General features: G+C 70.7%; 12 protein-coding genes and 1 pseudogene. 6 read left to right on the top strand and 7 right to left on the bottom strand.

Annotated features, from left to right (window positions below):
- Window positions 1-47: 47 nt before the first annotated feature.
- Window positions 48-3,494: a DEAD/DEAH box helicase gene (locus tag HQQ88_RS00225; RefSeq protein ID WP_173168328.1), complete on the bottom strand. Its 3,447-nt coding sequence runs from the start codon at window positions 3,492-3,494 to the stop codon at window positions 48-50.
- A gap of 127 nt (window positions 3,495-3,621) precedes the next feature.
- Here HQQ88_RS00225 and HQQ88_RS00230 point away from each other — a divergent pair, with 127 nt between their 5' ends.
- Window positions 3,622-3,819, top strand: a complete 198-nt coding sequence (locus HQQ88_RS00230; protein ID WP_123292404.1) for a hypothetical protein — start codon at window positions 3,622-3,624, stop codon at window positions 3,817-3,819.
- Window positions 3,820-3,831: 12 nt separating this feature from the next.
- On the opposite strand, the gene HQQ88_RS00235 is transcribed toward HQQ88_RS00230, so the two are convergent.
- Window positions 3,832-5,259: an amino acid permease gene (locus HQQ88_RS00235; RefSeq protein WP_123292405.1), complete on the bottom strand. Its 1,428-nt coding sequence runs from the start codon at window positions 5,257-5,259 to the stop codon at window positions 3,832-3,834.
- Window positions 5,260-5,340: 81 nt separating this feature from the next.
- Here HQQ88_RS00235 and HQQ88_RS00240 point away from each other — a divergent pair, with 81 nt between their 5' ends.
- A complete protein-coding gene (locus tag HQQ88_RS00240; protein WP_123292406.1) occupies window positions 5,341-5,832 on the top strand; it encodes a DUF427 domain-containing protein in 492 nt (163 codons plus the stop codon).
- 6 nt (window positions 5,833-5,838) lie between these two features.
- On the opposite strand, the gene HQQ88_RS00245 is transcribed toward HQQ88_RS00240, so the two are convergent.
- Complete coding sequence (locus HQQ88_RS00245; protein WP_173168329.1) at window positions 5,839-6,174, bottom strand: hypothetical protein; 336 nt, start codon at window positions 6,172-6,174, stop codon at window positions 5,839-5,841.
- Window positions 6,175-6,250: 76 nt separating this feature from the next.
- Here HQQ88_RS00245 and HQQ88_RS00250 point away from each other — a divergent pair, with 76 nt between their 5' ends.
- From HQQ88_RS00250 to HQQ88_RS00260, 3 genes and pseudogenes are all read left to right on the top strand, one after another.
- Window positions 6,251-6,631, top strand: a complete 381-nt coding sequence (locus tag HQQ88_RS00250) for a hypothetical protein (RefSeq protein WP_123292408.1) — start codon at window positions 6,251-6,253, stop codon at window positions 6,629-6,631.
- A pseudogene (locus tag HQQ88_RS19270) lies at window positions 6,598-7,116 on the top strand (DUF6264 family protein); the annotation flags it as partial. The gene HQQ88_RS00250 and the pseudogene HQQ88_RS19270, both read left to right, overlap by 34 nt.
- A 281-nt stretch (window positions 7,117-7,397) precedes the next feature.
- On the top strand, window positions 7,398-7,835 hold the full coding sequence (locus tag HQQ88_RS00260; protein ID WP_123292410.1) for a hypothetical protein: 438 nt from the start codon (window positions 7,398-7,400) through the stop codon (window positions 7,833-7,835).
- A gap of 28 nt (window positions 7,836-7,863) precedes the next feature.
- Here HQQ88_RS00260 and HQQ88_RS00265 read toward each other — a convergent pair whose 3' ends face one another.
- The gene (locus tag HQQ88_RS00265) at window positions 7,864-8,484 is read right to left on the bottom strand and encodes a hypothetical protein (protein ID WP_123340324.1); all 621 of its coding nucleotides are present in this window, start codon (window positions 8,482-8,484) and stop codon (window positions 7,864-7,866) included.
- Between the two features lie 267 nt (window positions 8,485-8,751).
- A complete protein-coding gene (locus HQQ88_RS00270; RefSeq protein ID WP_123292412.1) occupies window positions 8,752-10,206 on the bottom strand; it encodes an APC family permease in 1,455 nt (484 codons plus the stop codon).
- Between the two features lie 98 nt (window positions 10,207-10,304).
- On the opposite strand from HQQ88_RS00270, the gene HQQ88_RS00275 reads away from it, so the two are divergent.
- Window positions 10,305-10,733 carry a hypothetical protein gene (locus HQQ88_RS00275; RefSeq protein WP_123292413.1) on the top strand — a complete coding sequence of 143 codons (429 nt, stop codon included), beginning with the start codon at window positions 10,305-10,307 and terminating at the stop codon, window positions 10,731-10,733.
- 22 nt (window positions 10,734-10,755) lie between these two features.
- On the opposite strand, the gene HQQ88_RS00280 is transcribed toward HQQ88_RS00275, so the two are convergent.
- Window positions 10,756-11,382 carry a uracil-DNA glycosylase gene (locus HQQ88_RS00280; protein ID WP_173168330.1) on the bottom strand — a complete coding sequence of 209 codons (627 nt, stop codon included), beginning with the start codon at window positions 11,380-11,382 and terminating at the stop codon, window positions 10,756-10,758.
- Window positions 11,379-12,581, bottom strand: a complete 1,203-nt coding sequence (locus tag HQQ88_RS00285; protein ID WP_123292415.1) for a glycosyltransferase — start codon at window positions 12,579-12,581, stop codon at window positions 11,379-11,381. Before HQQ88_RS00285 ends, HQQ88_RS00280 begins: the two co-directional genes overlap by 4 nt.
- Window positions 12,582-12,652 lie beyond the last annotated feature (71 nt).

Here is a 12,652-nt window from a genome sequence, read left to right on the forward strand (position 1 = left end):
GCGCCCGCTGACACCCGTGCTCGCGCTCGCCTGACCGCTCCCGCGCGTCAGGCGAGCAACGAGCGGATGTCGTCGGCGGTCAGGTCGTCGGCGAACAGGGCGTCGTCGTCGATCATCGTGGCGAACAGCTCGGCCTTGCGCGCGGCGAGGGCCAGGACCTTCTCCTCGATGGTGTCCTCGGCGATGAAGCGCTGTACGCTCACCGACCGGGTCTGCCCGATGCGGTGGGTCCGGTCGACGGCCTGGGACTCGGCTGCGGGGTTCCACCACGGGTCGAGTACGAACACGGTGTCGGCCTCGGTCAGGGTGAGTCCGAAGCCGCCGGCCTTCAGCGAGATGAGGAACGCGGGCGCGGTGCCCTGCCGGAAGCGCTCGATCACCTCGGGCCGTTTGCGGGTCGAGCCGTCGAGGTACTCGTAGCCGACGCCCCGTTCGTCGAGGGCATCGGACACCATCCGCAGGAACGACGTGAACTGGCTGAACACCAGGGCGCGTCGGCCCTCTGCCGCGAGCTGTTCGAGTTCGTCGAGCAGCAGGTCGAGCTTGGCGGAGGGGATCGGCGTCGACGGCGACAGGGGCGAGTCCGACCCGTTCGAGACCAACGCCGGCGACAGCGCGAGCATCCGCAGCAGCGTCAACGACCGGAACACGATCATCCGGTTCTTCGACAGGTCGTCGATCAGGTCGAGGACCTTCAGTCGCTCGCGGTTGAGCGTGCGCTCGTACAGCTCGCGGTGCGCGGGGTCGAGCGTGACCCGGACGACCTGTTCCTGCTTCGGCGGCAGGTCGGCGGCGACGGCCTGCTTCGTCCGGCGGAGCATGAGCGGCCGGATCCGCCGCCGGAGCTTCGCGGTGAGCTGTTGGCGCGCTTCGCCCCGGAGCTCGGGGGAAGCGAGCGGCTTCACGTAGTCGTCGCCGAACCGGGTCCACGTCGACAGCAGCCCGGGCGCGACGATGTGGAACAGCGCCCACAGGTCGGTGAGCCCGTTCTCGAGCGGGGTGCCGGTGATGGCGAACTTCACGGGCGCCTGCAGCTCGGATGCCACTCGGTGGGTCTGCGACTGCGGGTTCTTCACGAACTGCGCTTCGTCGAGCACGAGCGCCGACCACGGCAGGTCGGTCCACGCCTGCGAGTCGAGCCGGAGCAGCGCGTACGAGGTGACGACGACGTCGGCCTGCGAGGCCGTGCGGGCGACGAGACCGGGGTCCTTCAGCGATGTCGAGGTGACGGCGGCCACCCGCAGTGACGGCGTGAACTTCGCCGCCTCGGCCACCCAGTTGCCGACGACCGAGGTCGGCGCGACGACGAGGAACGGCGCCCCGTCGGGCTCGGCGGCTCGACGGGCGGCGACCATCGCGAGCACCTGCAGGGTCTTGCCGAGGCCCATGTCATCGGCGAGCACCCCGCCGATGCCGTGCGCCGCCAGGAACGACAGCCAGGCGAACCCGGCGTGCTGGTACGGCCGCAGTTCAGCGTGCACGGTGTCCGGCACCGGGACGTCACCCGGGGGAGTCGCCCCCATCAGCCCCGCGGTGATCGCCTGCCAGCGTTCGTCGTGCGAGGTCTCGTCGGCGAGCAGGTCGAACTCGGTCCACAGCCCGGCCTGCAGCGGCGTCACCTGGATCGGCTGGTCGGGCTGCCACTCGTCGAGGTCGCGGGCCTCGTCGATGAGTTCCTTGAGTCGGTCGAACGCGGGGTCGGCGAGCGACAGGTACGAGTTGTCCACGAGCTTGAGTCGCCGCTGCCGACCGGCCAGCGCGGTGAGCAGCGGGGTGAACGGGATCTGCTTGCCGTTCACGCTCACGATGATGCCGAGGTCGAACCAGTCGTGCTTGTCCGACGGCATCGTCGTGACGCGGATGTGCGGCCGCCCGCTCAACCGCTCGTAGTCGAGGCGCTCACCCTGCACCACCGTGCGGACGCCGAGCGCCGGCAACTCCGGCAGGAACTCGTTCGCGAACACCGCGACGTCGGCCCCGTCGATGGTGCCGTCCTGGAACCAGTCCAGTCCGCCACCGGGTCTGGCAGGGCGGACGGGAGGCTCGCCCGACGTCGCGTCGTCGGCTCGCGTTGTCGACGTGACGGGTTCCAGGGCCGCGGGCGCGTCGGCGTCGGCGGTCGCCGCCTCGGCGCTCGCGGAGTCGTCGGTGCTGGCTGGATCGTCCGCGGCGCGGAGCCCGGACAGGTCGGGGAGCGGACCGTACAGCGAGACCGGGTCCTTGCGGCCGTCGACGTGCCAGCGCCAGTGCAGGTGCACCCGGTCGTCGGTGCGGGGCGCCCGGGCCGGCTCGAACGTCGCCGTCAGCACGAGTTCGGGCGGGGTGCGCTCGGGCAGCTCGACCGATCCGTCGGAGCTGACGAGCCCGAGGGCACCGCGCAGCCGGGGCGACCAGTCGGCCAGGAACTCGTCGACCTCGGCCGTCGGCACCGTGATGCGGGTGCCCTCGAGGAGCATGCGCCGTTGGTCCTCGGGCACGGGCGCCGGGGTCGGTGCGAGCCCGACGGTGAACTCGGGGCTCTCGCGGAACACGTACACGCCGTGGTCGCCGACCATCCGCGCTGCACCGGGGACCACCGGGCGGCCGTCGAGCACAGCGCTCGCGCCGATCACCACGGCGTCGTCGTGCCGGGCGACACCGGGCCGGGAGACATCGAGCAGCACCTGGGCCTGCTCGCCGAGGACCACTCCGCCCTCGCGCTTGCCGGTCACGAAGGCGATGTCGAGCGCCGACGCCTGCCGGAGCAACGGCCAAAGCAGCGGGCTGCGGAAGTCGTCGAGGTGCAGCCAATCGCTCTCGCCGGGCAACCCCGCGAGCTGGCCGGCACGGTGCAGGGCCGCGAGCTGCATGAACCACCCGTGCTGCTCGGGGCCGAGGCCCAGGCGGTTCTGCGAGTAGGGGAGCGTGCCCCAGGTGAGCTGCCCGCGCACCCAGTTGCCGGCGTCGCTCCGGGTCACCGGCCGGGCCCCGAGCCGGACCGTGCGGGACGGCGCCGGCAGGGCTCGGCCGGCGGCCCGGGCGCGGGCCGCGAGGGCGGCGGGGACCGCGTCACGCAACTCGAACTGCAGACCCATCCGGGTGCCCTGCGGGGCGACCGCCTGCTCGTCGTCGCCGGCGAGGCGGGCGAGGTCGTGCCTCCAGTCCGAGGGCGGCGGAGCCGGCGCTTCCGGACGCGGGCCGGCGTTGGCGGCCAGGGCACGCGCGTTGATGGTGAGCAGTGCGGCGGCGACGTGCTTGCAGTCGCCGCCGAGGGGGCAGCTGCACGTGCTGCGGACCGGGCGGATGAAGTCGCCGCGCGCCACGGTCATGTCGATGCGGCACTCGTACGGGTCGTCGGCGGTGCCGGAGACGGTCGCCGTGACGGTGCCGTCGTCGGCGTTCCAGACGGCATCGTCGACCAGACCGGCACGCACGACGTCGCGTGCGCGACCGAAGGTCTGCGGCCCGACGAAACGGATGACGTCGACGGCGTCGATCATCGGGGCTGCTGGCACGGGTCAATCGTGCCAGGTGCCACCGACGCGCGGAGCCGCCGACCCGAACGGCACACATCGAGCAGGGCTACCGTCTGCGTGGACGGGCGACGACTGTTCGTCGCTCTCCACTCGATTGGACACGCTCATGCCGGACCGCTTGCGGTGGGTGCACGACTCCGCAGACCACTGGAACGTGTGGCTCGGCTCCGAGGTCGTCTGCGACGTCACCCGGACGGACCAGTTCACGGTGGACTCGCCGGACCACTCGATCAACGGGGCGCACTCCTCGCTCGAGAGCGCTGCGGCACAGGTGCAGGGCTGGGTGCGCTGGAGCGGACGCTAGGGCGCCTGCTCGCTACGGCTTCGTCGCGTCGGTCGGCTCGCCGGCCGCCAACTTGCTGTGCTTCCGCGAGTAGCCGAAGTACACGCCCAGGCCGATCGCGAACCAGACCGCGAACCGCACCCACGTCTCCCACTGCAGGAACGTCACGAGCCACAGCGACGCGATGACGCCGATGATCGGGATGACCGGCATGAACGGCAGCCGGAACTGGCGGTCGAGGTCGGGCTGGCGGTAGCGGAGCACGATCACCGCGGAGCAGACCACCACGAACGCGAGCAGGATCCCGATGTTCGTGAGTTCGGCGACGACGCCGATGGGTAGGACGCCCGCCAGGATCGCCGATGCGATGCCGAGGATCCACGTCACGCGGGTCGGGACGTGGCGCTTCGGGTCGGTCTTCGAGAACCACTTCGGCATCAGGCCGTCACGGCTCATCGAGAACCAGACGCGGCTGGCACCGAGCATGAACGTCACGAGCACCGTGACGATGCCGACGATGGCACCGATCGCGATGACGTTCGCGACACCACCGAGGCCGACGGACGCGAACGCCGACGAGAAGCCCGAGGCCGGGTCGATGTCGGTGTACTTCTGCATCCCGGTCAGCACCAGGGTCGCCAGCACGTACAGGACCATCGAGATGCCGAGGGACAGCAGGATCGCCTTCGGCATGTGCTTGCGGGCGTCGACGGACTCCTCGGCCGCGGTGGACATGGCGTCGTAGCCGAACACCGCGAAGAACACCGTCGCGGCACCGGTCATCACACCGCCGAAGCCGAACGGGAAGTACGGGGAGTAGTTCGCGCTGTTGATGTGGAACACGCCGAGCACGACGATGAGGACGACGAGTGCGACCTTGATGCCGACGGCGACGAACTCGAACCGGGCGGCACTGCGGATGCCGCGGGTGAGCACGAACGCGGTGACCAGGCACAGGATGATCGCGAAGACGTCGATCACGTGGCCGTCGCCGGTGCCGGGCGCGCCGAGCATCCACGCGGGCAGGTCGATGCCGAACTGGCCGACCAGGAACCCGACGTAGCCGGAGATACCGATCGCGACCACCGCCACGATCGCGGTGTACTCGAGCAGCAGGTCCCACCCGATGAACCACCCGACGATCTCGCCGAGGACCGCGTAGCCGTACGTGTACGCGCTGCCGGCCTTCGGGATGAGGCCGGCGAACTCGGCGTACGACAGCGCTGCGGCAGCACTCGCGACGCCGGCGACCAGGAAGCTGATGAGGACCGCGGGACCGGCGACGCCGTTCGCCACGGTGCCGGCGAGGGTGAAGATCCCCGCGCCGATGATGCCGCCGATGCCGATCGCGGTGAGCTGCCAGAGGCCGAGGTGCCGTTTCAGGCCACCCTCGGCTCCGGTGTCGTCATCGATCGTCTCGATGGGCTTCCGTCGGAAGAGCGTGCGTGTCGTCGTCGTCACCCGCCCATGGTGCACCTTGCGGCGGCGCAGTGCACCCCACCCGCCCGCCGGACCGCAGCCGTTCGGCGTAGACACGATCCCATGCGCCATCCCACACGGATCGAACCCGGCCCCGGACAGGAATCGGTCTGGGACTACCCCCGCCCGCCCGCCGTCGAGCCCGTCACCGCCCGCGTCGTCGTCCGGTTCGGTGGCACCGTCGTGGCCGACACCACCGATGCCGTGCGGGTCCTCGAGACCTCGCACCCTCCGGTGTACTACCTGCCGATGGCCGACCTCGACCTCCGCCCCGCCCAGGGGTCGAGCATGTGCGAGTTCAAGGGCCGGGCGCGGTACTTCGACGTGGTCGGCGGGGACGGCACCGTCGCGAGCCGCGCCGCGTGGAACTACCCGACGCCCGAGCCGGGGTACGAGTCGCTCCGGGACCGCGTCGCGATCTACCCGTCGGCGATGGACTCGTGCGAGGTCGGCGGCGAGGTCGTGCAGTCGCAGGACGGCGACTTCTACGGCGGCTGGATCACGTCGGACGTCGTCGGCCCGTTCAAGGGAGCGCCGGGCACGCTCGGCTGGTGACCCGCGTCAGCGGTTCGCGTAGGGCGACCAGAACGGCGGCGGGAACGCCCCGGCGGTCACGATGACGAGCAGCTGCCAGACGATCATGGCCAGCCCGGCCGCGCCGATCACGATGCCGATCCATGCCCAGACCTGCACCGCCCGGCGACGGCGACCGGCGATGACGATCGCACGCCAGCCGCTCAGCACGCAGACGACGCCGAACGCCGCACCCAGCAGGACGTGCCGGACCGTGCCCTGCGCCGGCACGATGATGCCGAGGTAGAACGCGACCGGACCGAGCAGCACGGCGAAGGTCGCTGGGGCTGCTGGCGGTTCGTGATCCCGAGAGGGTGCTCCCATACGTCTGAATGTACCGAGCCGGTCGGGTTCCGTACACGTGCGAGCACCGTCGCCCGGGAGCAGGCACGATGGAGGCATGCGTTCCTTCCTCCGCGTCCTGCTCGGCCTGGCGCTCGTGTTCGCCGGCACGAGTCACCTCACCTTCGCGCGCAAGGAGTTCACGGCCCAGGTCCCGGAGTTCGTGCCGCTCTCCGAGGACGCGACCGTGCTGGCCTCCGGTGTCGCCGAGATCACCCTCGGTTCTGCCCTCGTGCTCGCGCCGAAGCCGGCCCGGCGCTTCGTCGGCTCCGTCGCTGCACTGTTCTTCACGGTGATCTTCCCCGGCAACCTGTCGCAGTGGGTCAACCGCCGCGACGCGTTCGGCCTGGACACCGACGAGAAGCGCGTCGCGCGCCTCTTCGGGCAGCCGCTGCTCATCGCCGCGGCCCTCTGGTCCACGCGCGGCCGGCGGTCCTGATGGACGCGCCCGCCCGGTCGTCCGGTCCGGCCGACGCCGGTTCGGCTCCCGGCTCGGGTCCGGAGTCGGTTCCGGGGGCGCGTCTCGATCCGCTCGGGTCGGCTCCGGCACGGTTCGGACGGGAGGCCCGTCACCCCCTGGCAGGGCGCCGCCGCGTCGCGGACATGGTCGCCTCCATCGCCCTGCTCGTGGTGCTCACGCTCGAAGCGTTGGCAGCGGGGTGGGGCATCAAGCTCATGTCGTTGGCGTTCGTGTCGTGCGCTGCCCCGGGGAACACCTGCAACGTGGGGCTCGGGGACTCGGTCGTGACGGTCGGGCCGATCCTGATCGCGCTGGTGCTGGTCGCCTCGATCGTGGTGTGCATCCTGCGGCTGGTGCGGCGTCGGCTGGCGTGGCCGGTCGTGCTCGTCGGGATGGCCGCCGTCGTCGCGGTGTTCTTCGCGGCGCTGTTGCTCATCGAGAGCTCGGTGACGCACGGCATCTGAGGGGCGCTGCCGTCCCGAGGTTCCGAAATCTCGGCATGTCGGCGCCCTGTTCGTCGAGGTCTGGAACCTCGGTGATCAGCGTGCGGCACGTCGTGGAACCTCGCCGACCCGGTCAGGTTCGGACTGGAGGCCCGTCCAGCGACCGCGGGGGCGTCGGGATCGCCGAAGTCGGACGGCTCGCGGCCTCAAGTCATCCTCCACAGGTGGCTGCGGCGGCCAGGTTGTCCACAGATGCACACGGCGGCCGTCAGTGTGCGGGCCGGGTTCGCGACGCTGGAGTCATGCCTGACACCGACACCCTCGACCGCCTCATCCGAACCCCTGTCCGTACCGACGACGACGTCGTCCAACTCGTCGCCGCCCTGGTCGACCGCCCGGTGCGCCGGCAGTGCTGGGTGGTGTTCCTCGACGAGCTCGGGATGTCGATCCCGTTCCTGCTGCCCATCGCGGACCTGCCCTACCAACCGGACGAGCACGTCAGTGACTTCGCGTCGTTGATCTCCGAGATCGTCGGACAGCTCGGCGCGGTCGACGTCGTCCTCGCGTGGGAGCGGCCCGGTGTCGACCGCGTGCACCCGGTCGACTGGGAGTGGGTCGACGCGTGCGCCTGCGCCCTCGACGAGCACGCGATCCGGCTGCGCGCGCAGGTCATCGTCCACGACGGCGGTGCCGCGATGGTCGAACTCGACGAGCACGACCAGGACCAGGACGTCGCGTGACCGACGGGCCCGGCGGTCTCGTGCCCGGTCAGCCCTGCGGGGCGGTGTCCGGCACGGTCTCGCCCGTCAGCCCCTCGACGACGGCCTTCGCCGCGGGCCAGGACTTCGCGTAGTGCTCGGGGTCCGAGTTGATCTGCACCGCGTGCGCCATCTGCGTCGGCGTCATCGTCTTCCAGCCGGGGACCTTGACGAGCTTCGCGTAGAACATCGACGCCGCCGTGTACGGGTCCATCCGCTGCTCGTACGTGCCCCAGGCGCCGTTGTCGCGCTGCTGGAACAGGCCGCGGCTGTCCGGTCCCGCGGCATCGCCGTGGTCCAGGTTCACCAGGCTCGACTCGCCGATCGCCGTCATGACCCCGACGGCCTGGGTGTGCGGCCCGATGCCGACCGCCTTCGCGGCCTGGATCACCGACGCGGCGTTCACCAGGCGGTCCTGGCAGAAGCCCGCGATGGGGCCGGCGGGGACGACCATGCCGCCGACGGTCTTGGAGGCGACCTTCGGGCACGTGGGGGTGGCGTCGGCGGCGCTGGACTTCGCGATGCCGGCGATCGAGTTGACCGCGATCACGACGAGCACCACGACCCCGATCCCGACGACCACGATGCCGGCGCCGAACACCGACGCGAGCGTGATGCCGACACGACGCATGACGGGACCTCTCGACGGACGGGGCGGGGCAGGCGGAGCACGACGAGCGTACGGGCGCCGCCTGGGAACCGCACCCGCCCGATCGGGGGCCGCTGTGACGCACTGACGGTCCTGGTGCGCCGAACACGGGGTTCGTGCACCAGGACCGTCAGCCCCGACGTCAGCGTCGGCGTCGGCGCGACCTGCTCCGACCCCATCCGCCGGCGGACAGGGAGATGAGCGCGATGGCGGCGATGACGATCGTCCAGATGACGGCGGTCGCGTCCATCAGACGTCGCGGTGGTCGTGCGGCGGGTGCTGCACCTTCGTCGGTTCGGTCACCAGGCCGGTCGGGGCCTTCTCGGGCTGCTTGCGACCGTGCGTGAACCAGGTCAGGATCCACAGCAGCACACCCAGGGCCAGCAGTGCACCGGCGATCTGGTACTGCTGCGGGTCACGGCCGGACGAGAACGGCAGCACGAGCCACAGACACGTGATGATGCCGATGACGGGGATGATCACGCCGGCTCGGAAGTGCTTGTGGTCGACCTTGTCGCGGCGGAGCACGAGCACCGTCAGGTTCACGACGGCGAACACGGTGAGCAGCAGGAGCGAGGTCGTGCCACCGAGGACCACCACGATCGGGGAGTCCGGGTCGAGCGAGACCCAGCCGATGAGCAGCAGGGAGATCGCGGTGGTGAAGACGATCGCGTTCGACGGGGTGCGACGAGCGGGGGAGATGCGGGCCAGGAAGCCCGGCAGCACGCCCTGCTTGCTCATGCCGTACAGCAGTCGCGACGCCATCATCATGTTGATCAGGGCGGTGTTGGCCACGGCGAACATCGAGATGAACGGCAGCAGGTCGGCGATCGGGAAGTCCGGGGCGGCGGTCTGCACGACGGTCACGAGCGGGGTCTCGTTGCCGGCGAGCTCACCGATCGGCACGACGGCCACGGCGCAGATCGACACGAGCGTGTAGATCACGGCCGTGATGCCGAGGCCGGTGAGCATCACCTTCGGGAAGATGCGCGAGGGGTCCTTGGTCTCCTCGGCCATGTTCACCGAGTCCTCGAAGCCGACCATCGCGAAGAACGCCAGCGACGTCGCCGTGGAGATCGACATGAGCAGGGTCTTGTCCTCCGGGGTCTCGAACATCACCACCCGCGAGAAGTCCGCGTTGCCACCCGCGATCGCCCAGAAGCCGATCAGGATCACCATGACGAGACCGGACAGCTCGACCAGGGTGAGGACCACGTTCGTCTTCACGCTCTCACTGACACCGCGGAAGTTGATCGCCATCACCGCGAGCATGAAGCCCATGGCGATGAGCATCACGACGGCGTTCGGCAACTCGAGGCCGAACCCGACGCCGAGGTTGGCGGCGAACGCCCGCGACGCCGTCGACGCCGAGGTGATGCCGGAACACATCACGATGAAGGTCACGATGAAGGTGATGAAGTGGACGCCGAACGCCTTGTGCACGTAGAGCGCAGCGCCCGCGGTCTGCGGGTACTTCGTCACGAGTTCCAGGTACGAGAACGCCGTCAGCAAGGCGACCGCGAAGGCGATGAGGAAGGGGAGCCACGCTGCTCCTCCGACCTCCGCCGCGACCTGACCGGTGAGCGCGTAGACACCCGTTCCCAGGATGTCGCCGACGATGAACAGCAGCAGGAGCTTGGGACCGATGACCCTGCGGAGCTCGGGCTGCTCCTGCTGTGGTCGGTCCGTCTTGGTGGTGGCCATGCGTCACCCTTGCGCGCGAGACGCCTTGCTGTCTAGTCCCACAGGAAGGTTTCTCGCGATCGCAACACGGTCGCTCGGCGACGGATACTCTCCGGGCCATGGACCACGAGTCGAACACCACCGAAGAGCCTGTCGAGTTCGCCGACTTCAACGCGAAGCTGCTGGTGCTCGACGTCCTCTGCTACGACCTCGACGTGCTCGACCCCTACGACCCGGAAACGGCCGACGAGACGGACGAGGACCTCGACGTCGACGGCCAGGACGACCGGGCCCGTGAGTACTACGACGACCTGGAACTCCTGCCGTCGCACCTGTCCCTCGTCACGGAGATCACCGTCGACACCGAGCTCGAGGTGCTCCAGGACGTGCACCCCGGGTGGGAGGGCTCCGACGACCGCTTCGACCCGCAGAACTGGGACGACGTCCTCGACCTGCCGGCACTCCGCACCGTGTACGCAGCTGCGCCGCTGCCCGCCCACGTCGCCGAGGCCCTGGCCGCGAAGGGCGTCGAGGTCCGCTCAGCCTGACCGGAGGAACCGGCGCAGGGAACTACAGCGAGCGGTCCAACGCTCGCAGCTGTTCCGTGAACTGCTTCGCGCCGCCCTGCGCGGGGTGCCGGACGGCGATCGCCTCGATGCCGGCCAACGCGAGCGCACCCTGGGCCTTCCGCCCCACCGCGACCACCCGGACCCGGTCGACGCCACCGAGCGCCTCGAGCAGCGCGAGGGCGACGGGCGCTCCCGACCGCACCTCGGCCGGACGGGGCGTGCGGTTCGTCAACCGTTCCGGGGCGACGAACGGGTGGTGCGGGAAGATCGCCCACGCCACGGGGAGCGGCCCGGCCCAGTCGGACAGTGCCGCCTGCACCACGCGCGATGATGCCTCCCACGGAGCGGTCGGCTCCGGCGGCACCAGGTAGTCGTCGCTGAACCGGTCCGTCTCGAGCTCGCGCAGGCTCGCGAACGGGATGCCGGTGTTCGTCATGCCGCGCCACCCGGGCGCCTCGGCCACGAGCAGGGTGTCCGCCGCCGGCCCGAACTGCTCCAGGTACCGCTGCAGGTTCGATCGCCGCAACCGCCCCTCGGCCGAACCGAGGTCGTAGAGCGCCTCGGCGTCCGCCTCCACGGGCACGGCGTCGAGCGCCGCCCAGAACCCCGACGCGTCGAAGCGACTCACGAGCGGCCGAGCACCCGGCGGTACACGTCCTCAAGCCCCGAAGCCGATCGTTCCCAGCTCAGACGCTCCGCGTGCTCCCGGCCGGCCGAGGACAGCGCGGCCGCGTACCCGGAGTCGGTCAGGATCCGCTCGATCTCGGCAGCCCACACCGACGGCTCACGGGACTCGAGCACGACACCCGTCTCACCGTCGACCACGGCCTCGCGCAGCCCCCCGGCAGCCGCGGCCACGACCGGCACCCCGGACGCCGAGCCCTCCAGCGCCACGAGGCCGTACGTCTCGGAGTGCGACGGCACCAGCACGGCTGCCGCGCCACGGAACAGGAACGCCAGGTCGGCACGCGACTGCGGCCCGATGAAGGTGACGCGGTCGGCGATGCCACGCGCGGCGGCGAGCCGACGCAGTTCGTCCACGTAGTCACCCGCCTCGCTCGAGGCGTCTCCGGCGATGACCAAGGTGGGACGGGCCTCCTGGCTGATGCCCGCGATCGCCTCGATTGCCAGGTCGAGCCCCTTCAACGGCTGCACGCGAGCCGCCGCGACGACGTAGGGGGTGGCGGCCCGGCGCGCACCGGCGGCCGCCGGACGGAAGACCGACCCGTCGACCCCGGGCGGCACGATCCAGATCCGCGCGTCGGCACCGCCGAGCCGCGTCCGGACGGTCGACGCCTCGGCTTCGGACACCACGACGACCGCATCGGACTCGCGCGCCAGCTGCTGCTCGCCCGTGATGCGCCCGGCGGACTCGGGCCGCTCACCCTCGGACAGCGGCGTCTCGGGGTCGGCGGCGATCGAGTGGAACGACTGCACGTGGGGGATGCCGCGCTGACGGGCGACCGGCAGGGCAGCGGCACCGGAGAACCAGTGGTGCGAGTGCAGGACGTCGAACGGCCCGAGCTGCTCGAGCTCGTGGCGGAACGGCTCGATGAACGCGTCGTGCTCGCCCTTCGGCACCGGCTCCGCCGGACCTGCTGACAGGAACCGCAGGCACACCCCCGGCACGAGCGACACCGAGTCCGGCTGCGTCGGCGCCGAACGCCGCGTGATGATGTCGACGTGGTGGCCACGATCGGCCAGCGCCTCGGCCTGGTGCCGGACGACGACGTTCATGCCGCCGACCTCGCCCGAGCCGGGTTCGTCTCCGGGGGAGGTGTGCAGCGACACCAGCCCGATGTGCAGGGGTTCGCTCGTCGTGCTCACCGGTCAACCCTAGCCGCGCGTCGGTGCGTCCACCCGGCTCTGGAGTGCAAGGGCTCGACCGCGTAGAATCG

Source organism: Curtobacterium sp. VKM Ac-2861 (genome assembly GCF_013204965.1).
GTDB lineage: Bacteria > Actinomycetota > Actinomycetes > Actinomycetales > Microbacteriaceae > Curtobacterium.

Excerpts from the sequence above, each read along its gene's own strand:
- HQQ88_RS00230 (WP_123292404.1), top strand. The coding sequence starts at position 3,622 with ATGCCGGACCGCTTGCGGTGGGTGCACGACTCCGCAGACCACTGGAAC.
- HQQ88_RS00240 (WP_123292406.1), top strand. The coding sequence starts at position 5,341 with ATGCGCCATCCCACACGGATCGAACCCGGCCCCGGACAGGAATCGGTC.
- HQQ88_RS00245 (WP_173168329.1), bottom strand. The coding sequence starts at position 6,174 with ATGGGAGCACCCTCTCGGGATCACGAACCGCCAGCAGCCCCAGCGACC.
- HQQ88_RS00250 (WP_123292408.1), top strand. The coding sequence starts at position 6,251 with ATGCGTTCCTTCCTCCGCGTCCTGCTCGGCCTGGCGCTCGTGTTCGCC.
- HQQ88_RS00260 (WP_123292410.1), top strand. The coding sequence starts at position 7,398 with ATGCCTGACACCGACACCCTCGACCGCCTCATCCGAACCCCTGTCCGT.
- HQQ88_RS00265 (WP_123340324.1), bottom strand. The coding sequence starts at position 8,484 with ATGCGTCGTGTCGGCATCACGCTCGCGTCGGTGTTCGGCGCCGGCATC.
- HQQ88_RS00270 (WP_123292412.1), bottom strand. The coding sequence starts at position 10,206 with ATGGCCACCACCAAGACGGACCGACCACAGCAGGAGCAGCCCGAGCTC.
- HQQ88_RS00275 (WP_123292413.1), top strand. The coding sequence starts at position 10,305 with ATGGACCACGAGTCGAACACCACCGAAGAGCCTGTCGAGTTCGCCGAC.